22 protein-coding genes are annotated in these 22,900 nt (G+C 64.1%); 16 read left to right on the forward strand and 6 right to left on the reverse strand.

Annotated elements, in window-relative coordinates; translation table 11 throughout:
* Positions 1 to 149 precede the first annotated feature (149 nt).
* The 3 genes from EL249_RS06755 to EL249_RS06765 form a co-directional block, all read right to left on the reverse strand.
* Positions 150 to 995, reverse strand: a complete 846-nt coding sequence (locus EL249_RS06755) for a flagellin N-terminal helical domain-containing protein (RefSeq protein WP_126348122.1) — start codon at positions 993 to 995, stop codon at positions 150 to 152.
* A gap of 378 nt (positions 996 to 1,373) precedes the next feature.
* Positions 1,374 to 2,216 (reverse strand): flagellin N-terminal helical domain-containing protein, encoded by an 843-nt coding sequence (locus EL249_RS06760; protein ID WP_126348123.1) that lies wholly within the window; start codon positions 2,214 to 2,216, stop codon positions 1,374 to 1,376.
* A gap of 378 nt (positions 2,217 to 2,594) precedes the next feature.
* Positions 2,595 to 3,434, reverse strand: coding sequence for a flagellin N-terminal helical domain-containing protein (locus EL249_RS06765; RefSeq protein WP_005673538.1), 840 nt, complete (start codon positions 3,432 to 3,434; stop codon positions 2,595 to 2,597).
* 636 nt (positions 3,435 to 4,070) lie between these two features.
* On the opposite strand from EL249_RS06765, the gene flhD reads away from it, so the two are divergent.
* The 9 genes from flhD (at position 4,071) to EL249_RS06810 (ending at position 14,347) form a co-directional block, all read left to right on the forward strand.
* On the forward strand, positions 4,071 to 4,418 hold the full coding sequence (gene flhD, locus EL249_RS06770) for a flagellar transcriptional regulator FlhD (RefSeq protein WP_005673536.1): 348 nt from the start codon (positions 4,071 to 4,073) through the stop codon (positions 4,416 to 4,418).
* Positions 4,405 to 4,935: a flagellar transcriptional regulator FlhC gene (flhC, locus tag EL249_RS06775; RefSeq protein ID WP_005673535.1), complete on the forward strand. Its 531-nt coding sequence runs from the start codon at positions 4,405 to 4,407 to the stop codon at positions 4,933 to 4,935. Before flhD ends, flhC begins: the two co-directional genes overlap by 14 nt.
* 399 nt (positions 4,936 to 5,334) lie before the next feature.
* Positions 5,335 to 6,192 carry a flagellar motor stator protein MotA gene (motA, locus tag EL249_RS06780; protein WP_005673533.1) on the forward strand — a complete coding sequence of 286 codons (858 nt, stop codon included), beginning with the start codon at positions 5,335 to 5,337 and terminating at the stop codon, positions 6,190 to 6,192.
* 3 nt (positions 6,193 to 6,195) lie between these two features.
* Positions 6,196 to 7,125 (forward strand): flagellar motor protein MotB, encoded by a 930-nt coding sequence (gene motB, locus EL249_RS06785; RefSeq protein WP_005673532.1) that lies wholly within the window; start codon positions 6,196 to 6,198, stop codon positions 7,123 to 7,125.
* Between the two features lie 147 nt (positions 7,126 to 7,272).
* Positions 7,273 to 8,427 carry a flagellar biosynthesis protein FlhB gene (gene flhB, locus EL249_RS06790; RefSeq protein WP_005673530.1) on the forward strand — a complete coding sequence of 385 codons (1,155 nt, stop codon included), beginning with the start codon at positions 7,273 to 7,275 and terminating at the stop codon, positions 8,425 to 8,427.
* Entirely contained in the window at positions 8,424 to 10,565 is a 2,142-nt protein-coding gene (gene flhA / locus EL249_RS06795; protein ID WP_005673529.1) for a flagellar biosynthesis protein FlhA, read from the forward strand. The genes flhB and flhA overlap by 4 nt, the downstream gene beginning before the upstream one ends.
* Entirely contained in the window at positions 10,562 to 12,970 is a 2,409-nt protein-coding gene (locus EL249_RS06800; RefSeq protein WP_005673528.1) for a GTP-binding signal recognition particle, read from the forward strand. Before flhA ends, EL249_RS06800 begins: the two co-directional genes overlap by 4 nt.
* On the forward strand, positions 12,963 to 13,613 hold the full coding sequence (locus tag EL249_RS06805; protein WP_005673527.1) for a P-loop NTPase family protein: 651 nt from the start codon (positions 12,963 to 12,965) through the stop codon (positions 13,611 to 13,613). The genes EL249_RS06800 and EL249_RS06805 overlap by 8 nt, the downstream gene beginning before the upstream one ends.
* 17 nt (positions 13,614 to 13,630) lie before the next feature.
* Positions 13,631 to 14,347 carry an RNA polymerase sigma factor FliA gene (locus EL249_RS06810; protein ID WP_040529860.1) on the forward strand — a complete coding sequence of 239 codons (717 nt, stop codon included), beginning with the start codon at positions 13,631 to 13,633 and terminating at the stop codon, positions 14,345 to 14,347.
* A 580-nt stretch (positions 14,348 to 14,927) separates the two neighbouring features.
* Here the strand turns inward: EL249_RS06810 and EL249_RS06815 are convergent.
* The 3 genes from EL249_RS06815 to flgA form a co-directional block, all read right to left on the reverse strand.
* Complete coding sequence (locus EL249_RS06815) at positions 14,928 to 15,242, reverse strand: hypothetical protein (protein WP_005673525.1); 315 nt, start codon at positions 15,240 to 15,242, stop codon at positions 14,928 to 14,930.
* A complete protein-coding gene (locus EL249_RS06820) occupies positions 15,239 to 15,748 on the reverse strand; it encodes a flagellar biosynthesis anti-sigma factor FlgM (RefSeq protein ID WP_005673524.1) in 510 nt (169 codons plus the stop codon). Before EL249_RS06820 ends, EL249_RS06815 begins: the two co-directional genes overlap by 4 nt.
* Positions 15,749 to 15,809: 61 nt before the next feature.
* A complete protein-coding gene (gene flgA / locus EL249_RS06825; protein ID WP_005673523.1) occupies positions 15,810 to 16,748 on the reverse strand; it encodes a flagellar basal body P-ring formation chaperone FlgA in 939 nt (312 codons plus the stop codon).
* 320 nt (positions 16,749 to 17,068) lie between these two features.
* Between flgA and flgB the strand changes: the two genes are divergently transcribed.
* The 7 genes from flgB (at position 17,069) to EL249_RS06860 (ending at position 22,722) form a co-directional block, all read left to right on the forward strand.
* Complete coding sequence (gene flgB / locus EL249_RS06830; RefSeq protein WP_005673522.1) at positions 17,069 to 17,533, forward strand: flagellar basal body rod protein FlgB; 465 nt, start codon at positions 17,069 to 17,071, stop codon at positions 17,531 to 17,533.
* Positions 17,534 to 17,547: 14 nt separating this feature from the next.
* Complete coding sequence (gene flgC / locus EL249_RS06835; RefSeq protein WP_005673521.1) at positions 17,548 to 17,997, forward strand: flagellar basal body rod protein FlgC; 450 nt, start codon at positions 17,548 to 17,550, stop codon at positions 17,995 to 17,997.
* Between the two features lie 30 nt (positions 17,998 to 18,027).
* Positions 18,028 to 18,798, forward strand: coding sequence for a flagellar hook assembly protein FlgD (locus EL249_RS06840; protein WP_005673520.1), 771 nt, complete (start codon positions 18,028 to 18,030; stop codon positions 18,796 to 18,798).
* Between the two features lie 185 nt (positions 18,799 to 18,983).
* Positions 18,984 to 20,237: a flagellar hook protein FlgE gene (gene flgE / locus EL249_RS06845; RefSeq protein ID WP_005673519.1), complete on the forward strand. Its 1,254-nt coding sequence runs from the start codon at positions 18,984 to 18,986 to the stop codon at positions 20,235 to 20,237.
* Positions 20,238 to 20,294: 57 nt separating this feature from the next.
* Positions 20,295 to 21,032: a flagellar basal-body rod protein FlgF gene (gene flgF / locus EL249_RS06850; RefSeq protein ID WP_005673518.1), complete on the forward strand. Its 738-nt coding sequence runs from the start codon at positions 20,295 to 20,297 to the stop codon at positions 21,030 to 21,032.
* A gap of 128 nt (positions 21,033 to 21,160) precedes the next feature.
* A complete protein-coding gene (flgG, locus tag EL249_RS06855) occupies positions 21,161 to 21,943 on the forward strand; it encodes a flagellar basal-body rod protein FlgG (protein WP_005673517.1) in 783 nt (260 codons plus the stop codon).
* A 17-nt stretch (positions 21,944 to 21,960) separates the two neighbouring features.
* Positions 21,961 to 22,722, forward strand: a complete 762-nt coding sequence (locus tag EL249_RS06860) for a flagellar basal body L-ring protein FlgH (protein WP_005673515.1) — start codon at positions 21,961 to 21,963, stop codon at positions 22,720 to 22,722.
* Positions 22,723 to 22,900: the final 178 nt, after the last annotated feature.

Below are 22,900 nucleotides of genomic sequence, written 5' to 3' on the forward strand. Positions count from 1 at the left end.
GCGGGGCAGGGGCCATGCCCGTCGGTCGGAGCGGCTTTTGGAAAAGCTGGGTAAAACCCGGGCTAAAACGCCGCCGGCCGGAAAGCCCGATGAGGGGCTTCCCGGCCGGGGAAGGGAAGGCGGCCGAAGCCGCCTGAGGGTCTTGTCGATCAGCGCAGCAGCGACAGCACGTTGTTGGGCAGGGAGTTGGCCTGCGACAGCATCGAAGTGCCGGCCTGCTGCAGGACCTGCGCACGGGTCAGGGCAGCGGTTTCGGAGGCGAAGTCGGCGTCCATGATCCGGCTGCGGGCAGCGGTCTGGTTCTCGGCGCTGACCTGCAGGGTCTGGATGACGGCCTCGAAGCGGTTCTGGATTGCGCCGAACTCGGCACGCTTGGCGTTGACCGTAGCCAGCATCGTGTCCAGCTTGCCCAGAGCGGCGCTGGCGCCGGCTGCGGTACCGATACTGGCCGCGTTGGCGTTGGCGGCACCGATCACTTCGACGATGCTGTTCTCGCCCGTCAGGTTTTCGGTGTTGATCGTGATCTGGTCGGTGGTGGCAGCGTTGGCACCCACCTGGAAGGTCAGGGCGGCAGCGGTGGCGAACAGCTTGGTGCCGTTGAAGGCGGCGCCCGCCAGGTTACGCTTGATTTCCTGAGCCAGGGCCTGGTACTCGGCATCCAGGTTCTTGCGGTCGGAGTCGCTGTTGGTGGCGTTGGCCGACTGCACGGCCAGTTCACGCATGCGCTGGCCCATGTCGTTGATCTTGGACAGCGAGCCTTCGGCGGTCTGCGACAGGGAGATGGCGTCGTTGGCGTTGCGGATGGCGACGTTCATGCCGCGCACCTGGGTGTTCATCCGCTCGGCGATGGCCAGGCCAGCCGCGTCATCCTTGGCGCTGTTGACACGCAGGCCGGTGGACAGACGCTGGACCGAGGTGGCCAGGGCGCTTTGGGTGGCGCTCAGGTTGCGCTGAGCGTTGAGCGACATGATGTTGGTGTTGATGATCTGTGCCATGGTTCTGCTCCCTTGTTTGCAGAAGGTTGGTTGTCCTTTTCCCGCTCTGTTCAGGTTCGGACGGCGGGAAACGTTCCCGTTGCCATGAATATCGACCTGTGTACGGGGTGCTTTAAGAAGGGAGACAGCCGGTCATGCTTTCAGGGCCGCCTCCGATCGGGCCTGGCCTCTGGGGTGTTTGTATGGCTCGGGACGGACTGGATGCCAGGTTGGGGGCAACATGCCGTCATGACTGATGCTGGACATTGGCGTGTGATGGATGCCGGTGCAGCGTCATGATGAAACCGACCGTGAAACTGAAAACGGCCGGGAAACCCGATGAAGGGCTTCCCGGCCGGGGAAGGGCAGGCGGCCGGAGCCGCCTGGGTGCCTTGTCGATCAGCGCAGCAGCGACAGCACGTTGTTGGGCAGGGAGTTGGCCTGCGACAGCATCGAGGTGCCGGCCTGCTGCAGGACCTGCGCACGGGTCAGGGCAGCGGTTTCGGAGGCGAAGTCGGCGTCCATGATCCGGCTGCGGGCAGCGGTCTGGTTCTCGGCGCTGACCTGCAGGGTCTGGATGACGGCCTCGAAGCGGTTCTGCGTGGCACCGAACTCGGCACGCTTGGCGTTGACCAGTGCCAGCATGTCGTCCAGCTTGCCCAGGGCTGCGCTGGCCGCGGTGACGGTGGCGATACCGTCCGGCTTCGCGTTGTTGCCGATGACGGCGGTGAACTTGGCATCACCTGCCAGGTTTTCGGTGTTGATCGTGATCTGGTCGGTGGTGGCAGCGTTGGCACCCACCTGGAAGGTCAGGGCGGCAGCGGTGGCGAACAGCTTGGTGCCGTTGAAGGCGGCGCCCGCCAGGTTGCGCTTGATCTCTTCGGCCAGGGCCTGGTACTCGGCATCCAGGTTCTGGCGGTCGGAATCGCTGTTGGTGGCGTTGGCCGACTGCACGGCCAGTTCACGCATGCGCTGGCCCATGTCGTTGATCTTGGACAGCGAGCCTTCGGCGGTCTGCGACAGGGAGATGGCGTCGTTGGCGTTGCGGATGGCGACGTTCATGCCGCGCACCTGGGTGTTCATCCGCTCGGCGATGGCCAGGCCAGCCGCGTCATCCTTGGCGCTGTTGACACGCAGGCCGGTGGACAGACGCTGGACCGAGGTGGCCAGGGCGCTTTGGGTGGCGCTCAGGTTGCGCTGAGCATTGAGCGACATGATGTTGGTGTTGATGATCTGTGCCATGGTGCTGCTCCCTTGTGTATGCAGTGGGTTGGTTGTCCTGTTCCCGCTCTGTTTCGGCTCGGACGGCGGGAAACGTTCCCGTTGCCATGAATATCGACCGTCGCTGGCAGCGCTTTAAGAGGAGAGGCAGCCGGTCATGCTTTCAGGACCGCCTCTGATCGGGCATGGCCTGTGGTGGGAGGGACTCAAGGGCGGACTGGATGCCAGGCGGGGGCCAGCCATACCGGTTTGATCACGCTGGGGCATCGGTGCGTGATGGATGCCGATGCAGCGTCATGATGAAACCGACCGTGAAACTGAAACCGGCCGGGAAACCCGATGAAGGGCTTCCCGGCCGGGGAAGGGCAGGCGGCCGGAGCCGCCTGGGTGCCTTGTCGATCAGCGCAGCAGCGACAGCACGTTGTTGGGCAGGGAGTTGGCCTGCGACAGCATCGCGGTACCGGCCTGCTGCAGAACCTGCGAGCGGGTCAGGCTGGCGGTCTCGGAGGCGAAGTCGGCGTCCATGATCCGGCTGCGGGCAGCAGTCTGGTTCTCGGCGCTGACCTGCAGGGTCTGGATGACGGCCTCGAAGCGGTTCTGCGTGGCACCGAACTCGGCGCGCTTGGAGTTGACCAGCGACAGCATCTCGTCCAGTTTGCCCAGGGCCGCGCTGGCCGTGGTTGCGGTGGCGATGCCTTCGGGTTTGGCATTGTTGCCGATCACGGCGGTAATCTTGTTTTCGCCAACCAGGTTCTCGGTATTGATCGTGATCTGGTCGGTGCTGGCAGCGTTGGCACCCACCTGGAAGGTCAGGGCAGCGGCCGCAGCAAACAGCTTGGTGCCGTTGAAGGCGGCGCCGGCCAGGTTGCGCTTGATCTCTTCGGCCAGCGCCTGGTACTCGGCGTCCAGGTTCTTGCGGTCGGAGTCGCTGTTGGTGGCGTTGGCCGACTGCACAGCCAGCTCACGCATGCGCTGACCCATGTCGTTGATCTTGGACAGGGCGCCTTCGGCGGTCTGGGACAGGGAGATGGCGTCGTTGGCGTTGCGGATGGCGACGTTCATGCCGCGCACCTGGGTGTTCATGCGCTCGGCGATGGCCAGGCCGGCGGCGTCATCCTTGGCGCTGTTGACGCGCAGGCCAGTGGACAGGCGCTGGACCGAGGTGGCCAAGGCGCTTTGCGTGGCGCTCAGGTTGCGCTGAGCGTTGAGCGACATGATGTTGGTGTTGATGACTGCCATGATTCAGACTCCATGAGGTGAGGAGAGGGTTTGTCCTTTTCCCGCATTCGGTTTGGACGGCGGGAAGCGTTCCCGTTGCCATGAATATCGACCCCGAAAAGTGTTGCTTTAAGACCAAAACAGGCCGTTCGAACCCCGAAGGAAACCGTCGATCCGCAGCCGGGAGAGCCGTGTGCGTTTTTGCACGCCGGTCCGTGTGCTCGCGTGTGTCGCTTTGGGTGTTGTGTCCGGCATGAAGTCCCGCTTTTCGGTGCTTCGGGTGGGGTGAGGGCTGGTCAGAATGACCGTGTCTCCTTCTTTCTGTGGCTGTCGGCAGGCTGCAACGCCCTGTTGCTTGCCGGACACTCTTGCTCCGTGGGTGGCCGGGCAGCCATTCATGCGACGACTCGTGCCGATCGTCCTGGGCTGTGGCAGGCTTGCATCGGGCAGCCGGGGCCAACGGACAGCCGCGCCCGATGAGTGCGCTTGGTGGCGTTTTTGTCTGTCCGGATGTGGCCCGAACGGGTCGGGAGCCGCTCGTTCCGCTGGTCGGCCTGCGGTGGGCGATGGCCCGGGCCCGGGTTCATAGTCTGCTCCATGCCGGGTGCGCAGCCACCCAGCCACTTCTGAAACGCCGACATTCAGGAAAGAGCAGGTATGAACGAAGATCGAATCCTTGCAGAGATCAGAGAGACGAACCTTTCCTATCTGATCCTTGCACAATCGCTGATCCGGACGGATCGGGTTCAGGCGCTTTACCGTCTGGGGTTGTCCGAAGAGGTGGCCGATCTGCTTGACCAGTTGTCGCCGGCGCAGATGATGCGCATTGCCCAGGGCAACATGCTGCTGTGCCGCTTCCGCTTCGATGACGCCATGCTGTGGTCGCTGCTGGCTGACCACGGTGAAGGTGTGCAGGAAGAGGGGGGCGAGCGCAGTGCGTCGCGCCTGCATGCTGCCATCCTGCGTTCGGGTCGATTCGAGGAGACGCTCGATGAGCGCGCGTAGCCTTCTGGAAGACAGTCGCCAGATCGTCAAGGCGATCCGGATGATCGAGCTGGGGGCACGGCTGCAGATGCTGCAGTCGGAAACGAACCTGCCTTATGAGCGGCTTCTGAAGCTGTACAAGGAAGTGGCGGGCAAGTCGCCTTCCAAGGGGCAGTTGCCGTTCTCGACCGACTGGTTCATGACGTGGCAGCCCAACATCCACGCATCCCTGTTCTACAACATTCACACGTATCTGATGAAAAGCGCGCCCATCGATGACTCGGACGCGATCGTCAAGGCGTATGAGCTGTATACCGCTGAAGTGAAGAGCTATGGGGTGGAACCCATGCTCAGTCTCACCCGCGCCTGGCGACTGGTGCGCTTCATCGACAGCGGCCTGGTGACGGCCATGCAGTGTCGGCGCTGCAAGGGCCAGTTCATCAACCATCCTTATGAGCTGGAAGACCGCTTCGTATGCGGATTGTGTGAGCCGCCGGCCCGTGCGGGCAAGGCACGCAAGGCGGGTGCAATCCACTGACAGGTCGGACTGAACTCCGGCTGGCTGGCCACCTCCATTCCGTCTGCAGCGATCCGAGGGTTCGGATCGCTGCAGGAAGGGCAAGGCGCGCCAGCCCGGAACATGCGAAGCATTTTTGGGCATTCGGACGGATCTTTCGGGATCCTGATGAATGCCTTTTTTCATGGGCGTTTCCTTGGCCTTGGGGAGTTTGACCATGGATCGAGCCTGAAAGTGTTTCCCTGGATATATCCACTGTCCCTGACAGGTGCCCGACCTGACGCCCGTTCCCGCTGGGTGTCCGTCTGACCGTCATGGGTGCCGCAGGGCAGGGCGATGCTCAAGAATGCCGGGTATCGACCGATAAGGAGGGGAGCCCCGGGCCCATGCCCGGTGTGAACCAGTCAAGGGATACACAACATGTTTGTCATCATCGGATACATCGTCGTGGTCGCGTCCGTCATTGGCGGTTATGCGATGGCGGGCGGCCACGTCAGTGCGCTGTTCCAGCCGCTGGAACTGCTGATGATCGGTGGCGCAGCCTTCGGCGCCTTCATCGTGGCCAACCCCGGCAAGGACCTGAAGGCCTGCATGGCGGCGCTTCCCTCGGTGTTCAAGGGATCCAAATACACCAAGGAGCGCTACCTGTCCGTGATGGCCATGCTCTACGACATCCTGTCCAAGGCGCGCAAGGAAGGCCTGATGGCCATCGAGAACGATGTGGAGCAGCCCGAAAGCAGCCCGCTGTTCACGCGCTACCCGGATCTGCTGGCCGACCATCACCTGATCGAGTTCGTCACCGACTATCTGCGGATGATGATCTCCGGCAACCTCAACGCGCTGGAGATCGAGAACCTCATGGACAATGAAATGGAGACCCACCATCACGAGGCGATGGTGCCGGCCCATTCCATCCAGAAGATGGCCGACGGCCTGCCGGCCTTCGGGATCGTGGCGGCGGTGATGGGGGTGGTGCACACCATGGGTTCGGTGGGTCAGCCGCCCGCCATCCTGGGCGAGATGATTGCACACGCCCTGGTGGGTACCTTCCTGGGCATTCTGATGGCCTATGGCTTCGTGGGGCCGCTGGCGGACGTGCTGACGCAGAAGACGAACGAGGCGGCCAAGGAGCTGCAGTGCGTGAAGGTGACGCTGCTGGCCAGCATGCAGGGCTATGCGCCGGCCATCTGCGTGGAGTTCGGTCGCAAGGTGCTGTATTCCACTGAACGGCCCGGGTTTGCCGAGCTGGAAGGCCACGTCAAGCAGAAGAGAGCGTAAGCCATGTCGGGTCCTGCCGCCAAGAAAGCCCAGCCGATCGTCGTCAAGCGGATCAAGAAGGCTGCGCATGGCCACCACGGTGGCGCCTGGAAGATTGCCTATGCCGACTTCGTGACGGCGATGATGGCCTTCTTCCTGCTGATGTGGCTGCTGAGCTCGGCCAGTGAGAACACGCTGAAAGGCATCTCCGAGTACTTCCAGCAGCCGCTCAAGCTGTCGCTGATCGGTGGCAGTGGGGTCGGCGATGCCACCGCGCCGGTGCCTGGTGGCGGCACCGACCTGACGCGCAAGGACGGCCAGGTCAACAAGGGCATCACCAAGGGCAAGGACTCGAAGAAGGACGTGAAACTGCAGAAGCTGAAGGAGCGTCTGGAGGCGTCCATCATGCAGGTGCCGGCGCTGGAGGCCCTGCGCGACCAGATCCGCCTGGAGATGACGGTGGACGGTCTGTCCATCCAGATCGTGGATGCCAGCAAGAAGCCGCTGTTTGCCTCGGGCAAGAGCACGGTGCTCTCGCCCAACATGCGGGAACTCATGCGCACCATCGGCAAGCTGCTCAACGAGGTGGAAAATCCCGTCAGCCTCAGCGGCCATACCGATGCGACCCCCTATGCGGGCGGGTCCACCGGTGGCTATTCCAACTGGGAGCTGTCCACCGAGCGGGCCAACTCGTCGCGGCGCGAGCTGGTGCAGGGGGGCATGGACCCGAACAAGATCCTGCGGGTACAGGGCCTCGGGGCGGTGGTTCCGCTGGACAAGACCAATCCCAATGACCCGATGAACCGGCGCATTGCCATCGTGGTGCTGAACGAGGCTGCGCAGGCACGCATCCTGGGCGGGACCGAGATGACGACCTCCGACGAGGAGAGCGCAGCGCAGAGCATCCGTGAAGCCGCTGCCGTGGGCGCTGTCCAGCCGGCCAAGGCGCCCTGATTTTCCGTGGCTGCCGTCCAGCCGGCGGCGCCTGCCGCCGGTGTGCTGCGGGCCTGAAACGGTCGCGGTTTCCCAGCTTTATCCGGGCATGAGAGGGGCTGGCCCTTCCTGATAATGCGGGCATCGTCGTCATGAAGCCCGCATTCAATGGCCGAGACCAGCAAGGAAGATCGCCAGTTACCCGCTTCGGAGCAGCGCCTGAGAAAGGCGCGCGAAGAGGGTAACGTTCCCCGTTCTCGGGATGTGGCGCATCTGCTGGTGATGGGCGCCGGCATGGGGGCGCTTGCCCTGATGGGCCCGTCGCTGGCCGACGGCATGCGACGGCTGATGGCCAGCACCTTCGCCTTCGACGGCCAGGTGCGGCTGTACTTCCTGGATGCGCTGCAACCGGCGCTGGCGCATTTTGGCGATCTGGGCTGGCGCACGCTGGCCATCCTGCTGTCGGTCTGCGCAGCCGCCATTGCCGCCAGTACCATCCCCGGCGGCTTCAACCTCAGCGTCAAGGCGCTGGGGGTCAAGATCTCTCGCATCAGTCCGGCCAGCGGCCTCAAGCGCATCTTCTCGCTCCGGAACCTGGTCGAGTTCCTGAAGCTGTCGCTGCTGGCCAGCCTGCTGGGGGCTATCGGCAGCTGGTATGCCATGGACCGTTTCCCGGAGTTCGCCGCGCTCTCGCATGGGTCACTGGCGGGTTCGGTGAGCCATGCCATGGCGCTGGTGGTGGGGGGGCTGGGGCTCTCGATGCTGCTGCTCTTCGCGCTGGCACTCTTCGACGTGCCGTTCCAGTGGTTCCGCCACCGGGCCGACCTGCGAATGACCCGGGACGAGGCCAAGCGGGAGCACCGCGAGTCGGAAGGGGACCCGCAGCTGAAGGGACAGATACGTTCGCGACAACGTGAGGCCGCTCGTCGGCGGATGCTGTCGGCGGTCCCATCGGCGGACATTGTGGTGGTCAACCCGACGCATTATGCGGTGGCAATCCGTTATGACGAGGCAGCCGGGGGGGCGCCGCGCGTCGTGGCCAAGGGACTGGACGAGCTGGCGATGCGCATTCAGGCCATCGCGCGCGAGTCGGGGGTTCCGGTGCTGTCGGCCCCGCCGCTGGCACGGGCGCTGTATGCGCATGTGGAGCTGGATCAGGAGATCCCGCAGGCGCTGTACGTGGCCGTGGCCCAGGTGCTGGTCTATGTCTACCAGCTCAAGCGCTGGATTCCGGGTCGTTCGACGGCGCCGCAGGCGCCGGTCGACCTGCCGGTCCCGACGGAGATGGATCCGAAGCATTCTGAAAAGGGTAAACACGCATGAGCGCGCCATTGACGGACAGCGGCCAGGGCATGGCACCGGGAAGGGGCTGGCTGCGGCTGCCCACCCAGCTGCGCATTGCCGGGCAGGAGGTGCCGCTGCCGCCATTGTCCTCGCTGGCGGTGCCGATGCTGGCCGTGGTGGTGCTGGCCATGATGCTGCTGCCGTTGCCCGCGCCGGTGCTGGACTTTCTGTTCACCTTCAATATTGCGTCCTCGCTGCTGGTGCTGCTGGTGGCGGTGTACACGGTGAAGGCACTGGACTTCGCCGTGTTTCCGACGGTGCTGCTGGTGACGACGCTGATGCGGCTTTCGCTGAGCGTGGCCTCCACCCGTGCCGTGTTGCTTCATGGCCACACCGGTACCGATGCGGCCGGCAAGGTGATCGAGGCCTTCGCCAACTTCCTGATTGGCGGAAACTACGCGGTGGGCATCATCGTGTTTGCCATTCTCACGGTGATCAACTTCATGGTGGTCACCAAGGGCGCAGGGCGTATTGCCGAGGTGTCGGCGCGCTTTGCCCTGGATGCCATGCCGGGCAAGCAGATGGCCATCGATGCCGACCTCAACGCCGGCCAGATCGATCAGGCCGAGGCACGCCGTCGTCGCCAGGAAGTGAGCCGCGAGGCCGATTTCTATGGTTCGATGGATGGTGCGTCGAAGTTCGTGCGGGGGGATGCCATCGCCAGCATCCTGATCCTGGTGATCAACCTGGTGGGCGGACTCATCATCGGGGTGGTGCAGCACAGCCTGCCGCTGGCCACCGCCGCCAACAACTACGTGCTGCTGGCCATCGGTGATGCGCTGGTGGCCCAGGTGCCGTCGCTGGTGATCTCGGTGGCTGCCGGTCTGCTGGTCTCGCGCGTGGGTGACGGCAACGACGACATCGGCAAGCAGATTGCCAGCCAGCTGTTCTCTCTGCCGCGTGCACTGGGTCTGGTGGCGCTCATCGTGGGCGTTCTGGGCGTGATCCCGGGCATGCCGCACATCGCCTTCCTGTCGCTGGCTGCCATGCTGGGCTATGTCTCCTTCAAGCTGTCGGTGGTGGCGAAGGAGGCGCCGGCATCTGCCGAGGAAGTGGTGCCGGCTGCGGCTGGCGACGGCGACGCCACCTGGGAGGACGTGCAGCCGGTGGACATCCTGAGTCTGGAAGTGGGCTACAAGCTGATCCAGCTGGTGGACAAGTCCAACGGGGGTGATCTGCTGATGCGCATCAAGGGTGTGCGCCGCAAGTTTGCCCAGGAAATCGGTTTCCTGCCGCCACCGGTTCACGTGCGTGACCAGCTCGACCTGCGTCCGAACAACTATCGCATCGGCCTGAAGGGCGTGACGGTGGGTACCGGTGAGGCCTATCCGGGCATGTGGCTGGCCATCGACCCCGGTCATGCCGACGTGCGCCTGAACGGCATGCAGACCCGCGATCCGGCCTTCGGACTGAATGCCTACTGGATCCAGTCTTCGGAAAAGGACATGGCGCAGGCGGCCGGCTACACCGTGGTGGATGCCTCCACCGTGGTGGCCACGCACCTGCACCACCTGATGCAGCTTTACGCCTGGCGTCTGCTGGGTCGTGGCGAGGTGCAGCAGCTGCTGGATCACCTGGCGCAGTACTCGCCCAAGCTGGTCGAGGAAGTGGTGCCCAAGCTGGTGCCGGTTCCGATGTTCCAGAAGGTGCTGCAGAACCTGCTGGAAGAGTCTGTCCACATCCGCGACCTCAAGACCATTGTCGAATCGCTGGCCGAGCATGGCGCCAAGATTCAGGATCCGGGCGAGCTCACCCGCGAAGTGCGGGTGGCGCTGGCGCCGGCCATCGTGCAAGGCATCTTCGGGCCGTCCGCCGACCTGTCGGTGGCGGCATTGGACCCTGCACTGGAATCGCTGCTCATGCAGTCGTTCGGCCCCGGCTCCAATGGAGCGCTGGATCCTTCGGTGGCGGACTTTCTGGCGACCGAGGCTGCCCGGATATGCCAGCAGCAGGAAGCGCTGGGCCTGCCGGCCTGTCTGCTGGTGCCGGACCGGATCCGTCCACAGGTGGCCGCCATGGTGCGCAAGGCTGCACCGCGCCTTCGTGTGCTGGCACACGCCGAAATCCCTGATACCCACACCATCCGTATCGGTCAACTGATCGGGAGCAATCGATGAAAACCATGACCTTCAGTGGCCGCACCATGCGGGAGGCCATCGCCCAGGCCAAGGCACGCTTCGGTGGCGATGTCGACATCCTGGACAGCGATGCCGTCGGTGATGAAGTGCAGGTGACGGTCGTGGTGCCGATGGCGCGTTCTGCCCGCCGTCGCCGCGCTCTGGAGCAGGTTTCGGCCAGCATCAACGCATTGGCCGCCTCTGGTCGTTCGGCCGCCAACGGCACCGAGAACCGTACCGCCAGTGTTGAATCGCGGCCGACGGCCCCCGCTGTGGCAGCAACGCCTGCAGCCGCCGTTGCTGCCCCCGAAGTCTCCGTGCCCACGCCGGCTTCGACGGAAAAAAGCAGTACGGCACCGGCGTCGGACGTGGTCAAGGAGGCTGGGCCGGCTGTGGATGCGCCGGATGCCGCCACGGTGACCGCACCGAAAGCTGCCGGAAGGACTGCAGCTGACGCCACGGCAGAACCGTCCGCTCCCCGGAAGAAAGGACGCAAGCGTCGCGCGGCTGTGCAGGAAGAGAGCGCGGCCCCGGCTGTGCCGGTGGCAGCCAATGCCGACGAGATCAATCCACCGGCAGCCGCTGCTCTGGAAACGCCCGAGGTTGTTGCGGCCGCCATGGCCGGGGACGCACCGCTGCCGCAGTACCTGTCTGCAGCCGGGGCTGACCTGAAGCTGGCTGCTGCCAACGATGCCGTGGTGGCCGAGCCATTGCCCCAGGTCAAGGCGCCTGAAGCACAAGGCGAACTCAGCACGCTGGAGTTCCAGCGCCTGCGTCAACAGCAGCAGGCCGAGAAGGCGGTTGGTACTGCCCGTCCCGGCGAGGCTGCCGGCTCAGAGACGGCTTCCCGCAACCTGGCGGACGACCGTGCGCAGGCATCTTCCACGACAGATGTGATCGACGGCAGCGCAAGCAGTGCGCCGGAAACGCCGATGCCCGACTTCGCTGCATTGCTGCAGCAGCAGCGACAGGGTATCCCCATCGACCTCTCGGCGCTTCAGATGCCGGGCAGCACGTCGACGGCCGCTGGCCAGAACGGTTTTCTGGGAGGGGCCGTCATGCCGGGGACGGCAGCCGGTTCTGAATTGGGCAGTGTCGCTCCGGGGAGCGTGACGGGGATCCCGCAGGCCACGACTGCCGGTACGGTTGCTGCGCCGTCCATGCCGGCCTCCCAGGCCGATGCAAAGCCCCAGGCTGCGATCACGAATGCTCAGGCTGCTGCAGAGCACGCCCGGACTCAACCCCGTTCCCGCCTGTGGCAGATGGTGGACTCCGCACGCCGCATGTTGGGCATCGGCCGTCGTCGCCGTCTGTGGCACGAGATGGAAGAAGCGGGTGCCGTGGAAGGGCAGGGTCAGGCTGAGGCGGCGTTGGCCGGCTTTGGCGCCTCTTCGCCGCTGTCGCTGTCCTCCACGCTGGCGGGTCCAGCCACCGACTGGCCGGTGCTGTCCCTGCCGGGTGATACGGCGGTGGCCGGTACGGCCGAAGACGCGCGCGAGGCCTGGGCCACGTCGGGCATGGGCTGGTTCGAGGCCACCCGTCGGCGACCGGGCCAGATGCGCCTGCTGCGCAACCTGCTGGGCTGCCACTTCTCGCCCATGCTGGCACGTACCCTGGTGGAGCTGCTGCCGTCGGACTATGCCGACGCGCAGGCCGACGAATGGTTGCGCCAGATGCTGATGCGTGCACTGGCGGGCGTGAACCAGGGGGCAGGTCTGGCCCTGGGGGAGGAGCGGACACTTTTCGATGCCGGCGGCGTGTTTGCGCTGATCGGTCCCACCGGTGTGGGCAAGACCACCAGCATTGCCAAGATCGCGGCCCATCATGTGTTGCGTCATGGGCCACGTTCGCTGGCCCTGATCACGGCGGATGTCTACCGGATTGGTGCACAGGAACAGCTGCGGGCCTTTGGCCGGATGCTGGGGGTGCCGGTGCAGGTAGCGCAGGACCGTGAGGTGCTGCAACGCCTGCTGAAGGAGCATGAAGGTTGTCGGCTGGTGCTGATCGATACCGCAGGCATCGGTCAGCGCGATGATCGTGTCGGGCAGCTGACCTCGGCACTGGAAGTCTCTCAGGTGCGGCGCGTGCTGGTGATGAACGCTGCGGCACAGTCGGGCAGTCTGGAAGAAGTGCTGGGCGCCTTCGGTGCGCGCGACACGGCCGGTGTGCTGCTGTCCAAGGTGGACGAGGCCGTGGGACTGGGGGCCTGTCTGGATGCCCTGGTGCGTCACCGCCTGCCACTTCTGGGGTATGCGGATGGCCAGCGTGTGCCCGAAGACTATCACGCGGTGAACTTCGGACGCCTGGTGGAAATGGCGCTGGATCGACAGGCTGTGGCCCGTTTCCCGGCCTTGTCCATGACCGACAACGAACTGCGCAACCTGTTCGAGGGGTCCCATGTTTGACGCAGCCGTGGACCAGGCGGCCGGATTGCGACGCCTGTTCCGGACCGAACGATCCCGTCTGATCCCGGCGGGGTGCCTGGTGCCGGAGGCTCAGGCACGGGTCTTCATCGGACAGATGGCGGCAGCAGCCGGACCCGAGGATGCACACATTCGGGTCGTGGATCGCAGGGCACTGCACCAGTGGCTGCGCCACACCCACGCCGGCGAGGCTGATGTCCCGGGAGAGGAGGAGCTGCTCTTCTGGCTGGATGATCCGGTGGAAATGGCGCGCTGGGTGCATGCACAGGCCGGCGATCGGCTCCTGCTGATCCTCAGTCACCGGCGTGATGCAATGATGGCGCAATATGCCAAGATCAAGCACATTGCCGCCACCACCGGAATCCGACGCTTCGGCGTGCTTTTCGTCGACGTGGAGCAGGTGGCTCGGGGCCGGGAAAACTTCCTGAACCTGGCAGGATGCGCTCGACGTTTTCTCAGCGTGCAGCTTGATGTCGTGGTGGGTAGCTGCCGCGATGAGACCGGACTGCGCACCTGGTCGGGACTGTCGCTGGCAGAGCTGGCACAGTTCCAGTGGTCCTCATGGTCCGGTGCAGGCATGCCTGCGCTGGAAGAGAACGGTTTTTCTGGCGGGGTGGCACATTGAAACCGGAGATGCAATCGATGTATACCCCGCGCGGAACGCTTGACCGCGATTCCGTCATCGAACGCTATGGGAAGATGGTGCGCCGCGTGGCCGTGCAGATGGCTGCGCGCCTGCCTTCCAGCATTGAACTGGACGATCTCATCCAGGCGGGGCTTATTGGACTGGTGGACGCCGTCTCGCGCTTCGATGCAGCCATGGGCGTGCAGTTCGACACCTTTGCCATGCAGCGCGTGCGGGGCGCCATGCTGGATGAGCTGCGAAACGCCGACTGGATGCCGCGTTCGGTGCGCAAGAGCCAGCGCAGCATCGAACAGGCCATTCATGCCGTGGAGCAGCGCCTGGGCCGTCCGGCGCAGGAGCGCGAGATTGCCGACGAGCTGCAGGTCCCCCTAGAAGAGTATCAGCGCCTTCTTTCGTCGGCCAAGGGATCGCAGCTGCTGTACTTCGAGGACAGTGCCAGTGAGGACGACGACGAGAGCCGCATCGAGCAGATGCTGCCCGACGATGCACCCACCCCGGATCGCCGTCTGGAGGATGCCCGTTTCCGTGAGTCGCTGGTGGCGGCCATCGACGGCCTGCCGGAGCGCGAGAAGCTGCTGATGAACCTCTACTATGTGGAAGAGCTGACGCTGAAGGAAATCGGCGAGGTGCTGGGCGTCACCGAGTCCCGTGTTTCGCAGTTGCACAGCCAGGCGGTCGCACGGCTGCGGGCGAAGCTTGGGGATTGGATGTAAATGGGGCTTGCGTGGCCGTTCTTCGGCATGCAACGGACGGCCAAGGGGCTTGCGGGTCAGAGTGGTTTTGTACGAAGACCGGCCAAGGGGACTGCGGCATCTACCTCCTCACAACCGCAAGCGGTAATAGATTCGTCGGCAGATACCTCCGCCCCCTTGGCCTCTCGGCTTGCGGGTGGAGAGAACCTGGAAAAATCGTCTTCCATTGGGCACACACCTTCCAACGAAGCCGCCCTCACCAGAGCGACACCCGACACAGACCGAAGCGAACCGGGAGCGGGTACCCCCACAGGCGCTCTGGAAGCGAAGCGGACAGCATGAGCCGAGGAGGGTACCCGGTCACGGGGCGCCTTTTGTCGAAGTCGTCTTCCAAAAGGCGTAGGCCCTTCAATGAAGCCGTCCTCACCAGAACGACAATCGGCACGTAGCGAAGCGTCCCGGGCGTGGGTGCCCCCGCAGACGCTCTGGAAGCGAAGCGGACAGCATGAGCCGAGGAAGGTACCCGCTCACGGGACGCCCATCAACGGAGTCGTCTTAAAGCTGGAGCGGGAAGGTGGCCCGAGCTGCCTTCCGAAGAAGACTACCGCGTATAGACCAGCGGCTGTGTCTTGAAGATGGTTTCCAGCGCACGCCGGTTGTTGTCCGACAGGCGCAGCATCAGCGCGCGATTGTCCACCAGAAGCTGTGCAATGTCAGCCGCCTTGCGTCTGTCCACGGGATTGCCTGGAGAGGAGGGCTGACGACGGCCCACCGGCTGAAGGCGAAGAAGCTGCTTCTGCAGCTCTGCATGAATCGAATCCAGACGGTCGACTGCATCCGGCGCCTGGCTGGCCAGGGCTGCCTGTTGCCGCCGGAGCAGATCGAGAATGCCGTCAAGATCGTTTCGCTGCATCATGCCGTATAGGAGCGCGTGGAGCGGGGATAGCCGGGCACGCGGGATGACGTGCCATGGTCCTTTCCGCCCTCGGGCCTGTCCGAAGAAGGTTGACCGGATGATTTTGCCGCAGACGGCTCTTCCTTCATCGGGTCTTCCGGATATCCGGTCAGTGTGCCCAGCAGTTCGGAGGCTTCGCGCAGAAGCTTGTCGGCAATCTTGCGACTCTCGATGTGATAGCGCTTCTCTTCGATGGCCTGCTTGATGGCCTGGACCTTCTCGGCGCGTGCAGGATCGGTTTCCTGCGTGTCGCCAGGAAGCAGATTCAGGCCTGGGTCCGAGAGATGGACCTTGTCCGTCTTGCTGATGGGGTCGATGCCGGGTTCCGTGCCGCCGGGTGTGGATACCGCCCCGGCTGCGGCCGTGTTGACCGGCCGGTTCAGCAGGGACACGGTGCTGATGTAAGGTGCCTTTCCGGTGATCATGAGGGTGAACTCCTTGCCAATGATGCGGTCATGCGGGGGCATGAAACGCTCTCTATTGGCGTTATCGGGCCCTTACCGGAAAACTTGAGGGGCAATCGACCGATTATCGGAAAATTTTCACGGTTTTCCCTTCGACCAGACCGCTGAGCACCTTGCCGCCCGGTGTGCGGACACGGATGGACTGGCCTTCGCCGGCGCTGGCCAGGGCGATGGCGTCGGTGGCGATTCTAAACCCGTCGCCCTCGGCAATGGCGGCCACCACTTCGCCTGAGCGGATGCTGGGGGCAGGCCGCAGATGATCGGCGTGCAGCGACTGACCGGCGGCCAATGCCCGTTGCAGCTCCTGGCCTCCCAGGCGGGTATCGATGGGCAGAGGGGGGGTGGGGGATCGGGTCCAGTCCACGCGCTGGACGCTGAAGTCGGCAGGTTGCGGGACGGACCCGGCCGCCAGCTGCTGGCGTGCGACAAGGGCCGGGCCTTCGACATGGAGCTGGAGATTGTGCCAGACCGTCCAGGTCGCGCCTGACGTGCAACGCTCGCCCAGGTTGACGCGCCCCCAGAGACGCGCGCCGGCAGCCAGCACGTATTCGGTGTGCTGACAGGGGGCCAGGTGTGCGGTACGCGGCTGGCGCAGGATCTCCAGGCGTGTCTGGACGCCCTGCCCGGAAGGGAAGCCTGGTTGACGTTTCAGCCAGGCCAGCATGGTGTCCGCGCTCGCGGTGCCAGGGCTGACGGTGGTGCCAGTCGCCTCGGGCTGGATAGAGGGCGGGGCTGACGCCGGCGCACCGCCTCGAGATGAATGGGCTGTCTGCACGACGGATGTTTCGTGCTCCCGTGTTGCGGCTTCCGAGTCGGAGCCTGCCAGCAGCGTGAGCAACAGCAGCCCGAGAACGGCGGCACGGTGCAGCTTTTCGCGTCTTACGTGCAACAGATGGTGGATGGGTTCGTCCAGTCCCGCGCGGGTGGAAAAGGTGGACGCACGCTCCGCAAGCTGTCCGGTCAGGCGGAAAAGTGAGAGCAGAGCGGGGTGCAGAGTGTTCATCGGATGTCGTGAATCGGAAACCGTGAGACAGGAACAAGAAGACAGCATGCGCCAACGAATGGCCATGCGCAGATGATCGGCGGCCGGATGTCCGGATGAATGACCCTTGTGAATGTGGTCTTTGTACCGACGACGATGGACGGAGAACGCTCGTTGGGGAAGAGGGCGACAGACGAGGGCCCATGGTCAGCGCGGCATGGTGATGATGGTTACCCCCTGGGGGATGGAATAGGGGGGAATTCCCGCCCTGTTCCTTCGATTGGGCCAGAGGGCGCTGCGGATAATGTGCAGCGTGAAAAAGGCCGTGATGCGGCGCGAGGATGAGCATGTTCGAGCAGATGACGGACGCACTGGATTTCCATGGCAGGGCCCTGCAGCTTCGGGCTAGCCGGCAGGAGACGATTGCCTCCAACATTGCCAATGCCGATACGCCGAACTTCAAGGCGAAGGACTTCGATTTCGGGGCTGCACTGCGTGAGGCATCAGGGATGCCGGCGAGTGATGCAGGCAGCAGTGCCGCGTTGCCTGCGGCCGAAGGGGGGCTGTCCACCGTGGCGCTGGCGCGGACACATCGTGGTCACCAGCAGCTGGGGGGGGCGCTGAAATCGGGCGGGAAACCGGACCTGAAGTACGTGCATCCCGAGCAACCCAGCATGGATGGCAACACGGTGGACCTGAACCGGGAACGTGCACAGTTCTCGCAGAACGCCGTGGGCTATGAGGCCAGTCTGCGTTTCCTCAATGGCCGCATCAAGACGATGATGACCGCGATCCGCGGTGAATGAGAGGGGTAACGAGCATGTCTTCTCTGATGAACATTCTTCCGCTGGCTGGCAGCGCCCTGTCGGCACAGAGCCAGCGGCTGAACACGGTGGCATCCAACCTGGCCAACGCCGATACGGTGGCAGGGCCGGATGGAAGCGTCTACAAGGCCCGTCAGGTGGTGTTCAAGCCTGCCATGGTGGAGGCGCGACAGGCCGCAGGCGCCCGTCAGTGGTCCACGCGGGGGGCTTCGGCATCGATGGGTGTTCGGGTGGTGGACGTGATCGAGGATCCCACACCCGGCAAGCAGACCTATGACCCGAAGAACCCGGCAGCCAATGCCGAGGGCTATGTGATGCACAGCAACGTGAACGTGATCGAGGAGATGGTGAACATGATCTCGGCCTCACGTTCCTATCAGAACAACGTGGAAATGATGAACACGGCCCAGCAGCTTGCACTCAAGACGCTGTCGATCGGTCAGTGAACGAAGGACATATGAACAGGGGTGAATGGCATGCTGAAGAGTCTGACCGGTGTGATGAGCTGGCCCACGGCGGCCAAGGGTGAGGACAAGTCGAAGGATTTCAGGACGACCGATGATGCCAACAGCGGCGGCGTGAAGGCATCGGCAGGTCTGATGGATGGGGTGGCCAACCCCAACGTCAACAAGAATGACGAAAGTACTGCCGACGGGACGGAGGATCGCTTCCTGAAGCTGCTGGTGGCGCAGATGCGCAACCAGGATCCGATGAACCCGATGGAGAATGCCGAGGTGACCTCGCAGCTGGCGCAGATCAGCACGGTTCGGGGTATCGAGTCGCTGAACAAGTCGATGGCGAACTTCACGGCCAGTGCGGCGCAGAACACGGCGCTGGCGTCGGTCAACATGATCGGCAAGAAGGTGCTGGCGCCGGGTGAGCGCTTCGAGTTCCAGGGGGCGAAAGCGGGTGAGACGCGTCTGGGCTTCGAGCTGAACGCCAAGGCCAGCAATGTTCGGGTCGATCTGGCCAACGAGCGGGGCGAGATTGTCTACAGCCAGCAGATGAGCAACCTGGATGCCGGGGCACACAGCCTGGCCTGGGATGGCAAGGATGCCAATGGTCGCCCCATCGATGCCGGCATGCTGCGCATGACGGTGACGGCCGTGGACGATGGTACCGCGGTGGAGTCGAAGACGCTGGTACCGGTGACGGTGACCGGTGTGGCCCAGACCAATACCGGCGCCATGCTGGAGCTGGACCATGCAAAACCGGTATCGCCGGCAGAAGCCCGGTTGATCATCTGATCGAGTCTTTCATGATTGCGATATCGTCCGGATGCGTCGTGAATGTTCCCCGGTTCCTGGATGGGGTCTGGAGGACAGTGCATGACGCATGCGGAACGTATCGCTTCCTTTCTGTCATTGGTTCGCGGAACCCTGCCCGGGGCGCGACATTTCAACGGATCGCCATTTTTCGAGGAGTCTGATCCATGGCATTTCAGCAGGGGCTTTCCGGCCTGAATGCAGCGGCGCGCCATCTGGACACGATCGGCCACAACGTTGCCAACGCCAGTACTGTTGGCTTCAAGGCATCGCGTGCCGAATTCGCCGATGTGTACGCCACCACGGTGTACGGGGTTTCCAACGTCTCGCCTGGCATCGGTACCGAAGTGGGTGCAATTGCGCAGCAGTTCTCGCAGGGGGCGCTGACCACCACGAACAACTCGCTGGACCTGGGCATCAATGGTGGCGGTTTCTTCCGCATGTCGGACAACGGCGGCGCCATCACCTATACCCGGGAAGGGCAGTTCAAGCTGGACAAGAGCGGTTACATCGTCAACGCCTCGGGCAAGCGCCTGACGGGCTATCCGGTGGACAAGAACGGGGTGGTGACCAACGGTACTGCCCAGGATCTGAAGCTGGATTCGACGGACATCGCTCCGAAGCAGACCACCTCGGCTGCGGTGCGCGTGAATGTGGATGCACGTGCCACGACGCCGGCCAACGCCTTCACGCTGACTGATGCCAAGACCTATGACGGCGGCACGTCGGTGAGCGTGTTCGACTCGCTGGGTCGTGAGCACGTGATGGCGATGTACTTCCGCAAGACCGGTGACAACAGCTGGGATGTGCATGGCACGCTGGACGGTGAGCCGCTCAATGGGGGGGCTGCCGTGGGCAAGCTGGCCTTCAATCCCAACGGTACCCTGAAAGGGGCGAGTGACGGCAATGGGGATCCGACCACCAGCAATGTCATGACCTTTGACGTGTCGCTGAACATGGGCGCTGATGCGGGCGGCAACCATACCGTCTCGGTGAATTTCGCTGACACGACCCAGTTCGGTACCAATTTCACGGTGGCGCACCAGGAGCAGAATGGTAACGGCTCCGGCAAGCTGGCCGGCTTCTCGGTGGGGCGTGACGGCAGCCTGATGGCCCGTTATACCAATGGCCAGACGGTGAGCAAGGGCCGCGTGGCGCTGGCCAACTTCACCAATCCGCAGGGGCTTCAGCCGCTGGGCGGAAACCAGTGGGGCGAGACGGCCGATTCGGGGGCACCGCTGGTGGGATCGCCTTCCACCGGTACGCTGGGCGTGATCCAGTCGGGGGCGCTGGAGTCCTCCAACGTGGATCTGACGCAGGAGCTGGTGAACATGATCACGGCCCAGCGGGTTTATCAGGCCAACGCGCAGACCGTGCGGACGCACGACCAGCTGCTGCAGACCATCGTCAACCTGCGATGATGATGTCTTGTAATCCGGGGCGAGGCATGTGTCTGGCCCCGTGACGGGAGTGAATGAATGGACCGGATGATCTATCTGTCGATGACGGGTGCCAAGGCGCTGATGGAGCGTCAGGATGCGCTGTCGCACAACCTGGCGAACGCCTCCACCGATGGCTTCCGCGCCGACCTCATGACGGCACGCGCCGTGCCGATTCGCGAGGAGGGCACGGCCACCACGCGGGTGTTCAACGTGGAGACGTCCACGGGCTTCGACGGAAAGTCCGGTCCGATCCGCCAGACCGGCAATCCGCTGGACCTGGCGATCCGGGATAACGGCTGGTTCGCGGTGCAGGCGGCTGACGGCAGCGAGGCCTACACGCGCGATGGTGGGCTGGTGGTGGATGAGCAGGGTAACCTGCGCACGCGCCGCGGTCAGACGGTGCTGGGTGATGGCGGCCCGATCTCGGTGCCGGCTGGTGCCGACGTGCAGGTGGCCGATGACGGCACCGTGATGGTGCAGGTTGGTCGGCAGAAGCCCAGCCAGGCGGGCAAGCTGAAGCTGGTTGACCCGGACATGGCCGAGCTGAAGAAGGGTGACGACGGCCTGATGCGGATGAAGGAAGGCGGCGAGGCGCCGGTTTCCGACAGCGTGCGGGTGGTGCAGGGTGCCGTGGAAGGCAGCAACGTGAACGTGGTGGAGTCGATGGTGGGCATGATCGAGGTTCAGCGGCAGTTCGAGATGCAGATGAAGCTGCTGCAGACGGCCGAGAGCAACGAGCAGCGTGCCAGCCAGATCCTGTCGATTCGCGGTTGATGCCGGCAGGGAATGATGATGTCGGTCGGTCATGGAAGAGCGCCCGTGCGTGGTGCCACCGGGACCGGTCGATGAAGGACATGGATTGACGAGGGACGCCGCATGGGGCGTACCGGGGAGAGGACAAGATGATTCGATCGTTGTGGATTGCCAAGACCGGTCTGGATGCGCAGCAGACGCAGATGGACGTGATCTCGCACAACCTGGCCAACGTGAGCACCAATGGCTACAAGCGTTCGCAGGCGGTGTTTGAAGACCTGATCTACCAGAACATGCGGCAGGTAGGGGCGCAGTCCTCGGCCGACACGCAGCTGCCGACCGGATTGCAGCTGGGTACCGGTGTGCGGCCGGTCGCCACGTCGCGCCTGTTCACGCAGGGCAACCTGCAGCAGACCAGCAACAGCTTCGACCTGGCCATCAGCGGCCACGGTTTCTTCCAGCTGCAGATGCCCGATGGCACGACCGGCTATACCCGCGATGGCTCCTTCCATCCGGATGCGCAGGGGCAGCTGGTGAACTCCAATGGCATGCCGCTGTCGCCCCCCATCACCATCCCGCCCGGCACCCGCGATGTGACGGTGGGCAACGACGGCACCGTGTCGGTGACGATCGCCGGCCAGGAAGGGGTGACGCAGATCGGTCAGATCCAGCTGGCCACGTTCCAGAATGCGGCTGGTCTGGATCCGCAAGGCCAGAACGTGTTCAAGGAAAGCGATGCCTCGGGCACGCCCACGGCAGCCACGCCGGGTGTCAATGGTGCCGGCCTGCTGCAGCAGGGCTATCTGGAAACCTCCAACGTGAACGTGGTGGAGGAGCTGGTGTCGATGATCCAGACGCAGCGTGCCTACGAGATCAACTCGAAGGCGATCCAGACCTCCGACCAGATGCTGGCGCGTATCTCACAGCTCTGAGCATGAAGGGTGATTGCATGATGCCTGCCACCGAAACACGCCGCCTGACTTCGGGCTCCGGCCCTCGTTGTTCCACCGTCCGGGCTTCCGGGGGCGGGCGACTGGCAACGTCGCTGCTGGTGCTGTCGATGCTGGCGCTGGCCGGCTGTTCGACGGTGATGCCGCCCCGGGCACGGATCGACACGCCGATGGTGGATCACAACCGGCTGGCGTCGATGCGGGCCGTGCCGCAGCGTGAGGCCAATGGGTCCATCTTCCAGGCCGGCGCGACGCGCAACATGTTCGAGGACCGCCGCGCCCGCCAGCCGGGTGACATGCTGACGATCCTGATCGAGGAGCGGCTGGTGGCCAAGCACAGCTCCAACAGCACCATTGACCGCAAGGGCGGGGGATCGGCCAAGTTTGGCGCCTTGCCGTTCGTGAAGGCTGACAAGCTGGGCAAGCTGGGGCTGGATGCCTCGACCAGCAACAGCTTCGAGGGCAAGGGCGCGGCCGGCAACGAGAACCAGTTTGCCGGCACCATCACGGTGACGGTGGTGGACGTGCTGCCCAATGGCAACCTGGTGGTGAGTGGCGAGAAGCAGGTGGGCATCAACCAGGGCGTGGAGACGCTGAAGTTCGCCGGTGTTGTGGATCCACTGACGATCATGCCGGGCAACACGGTCAGTTCCACGCAGGTGGCCGATGCGCGCATGCAGGTGCGCGGCGCAGGCGACATCGACAAGGTGCAGACGACGGGCTGGCTGACGCGCTTCTTCCTGTCGGTCATGCCGATCTGACGCTCGCCGCGGCACAGCTCGGGGAGGGCATCCCCTGGCTGGTGCTGCTGGAAACGCCCGGGTTTTCCGGGCTTCATCAGGCGTTCCCAAGGGAACGCTTTCTGGTCTGATAAAGGGGTGTGAAACCCGGGTTCCCGAAAGGACCAGAATCAATGAGCAGACCGGACAAACTTCGCCC

The organism is Lautropia mirabilis, from assembly GCF_900637555.1.
GTDB classification, from domain to species: Bacteria; Pseudomonadota; Gammaproteobacteria; order Burkholderiales; family Burkholderiaceae_E; genus Lautropia; species Lautropia mirabilis.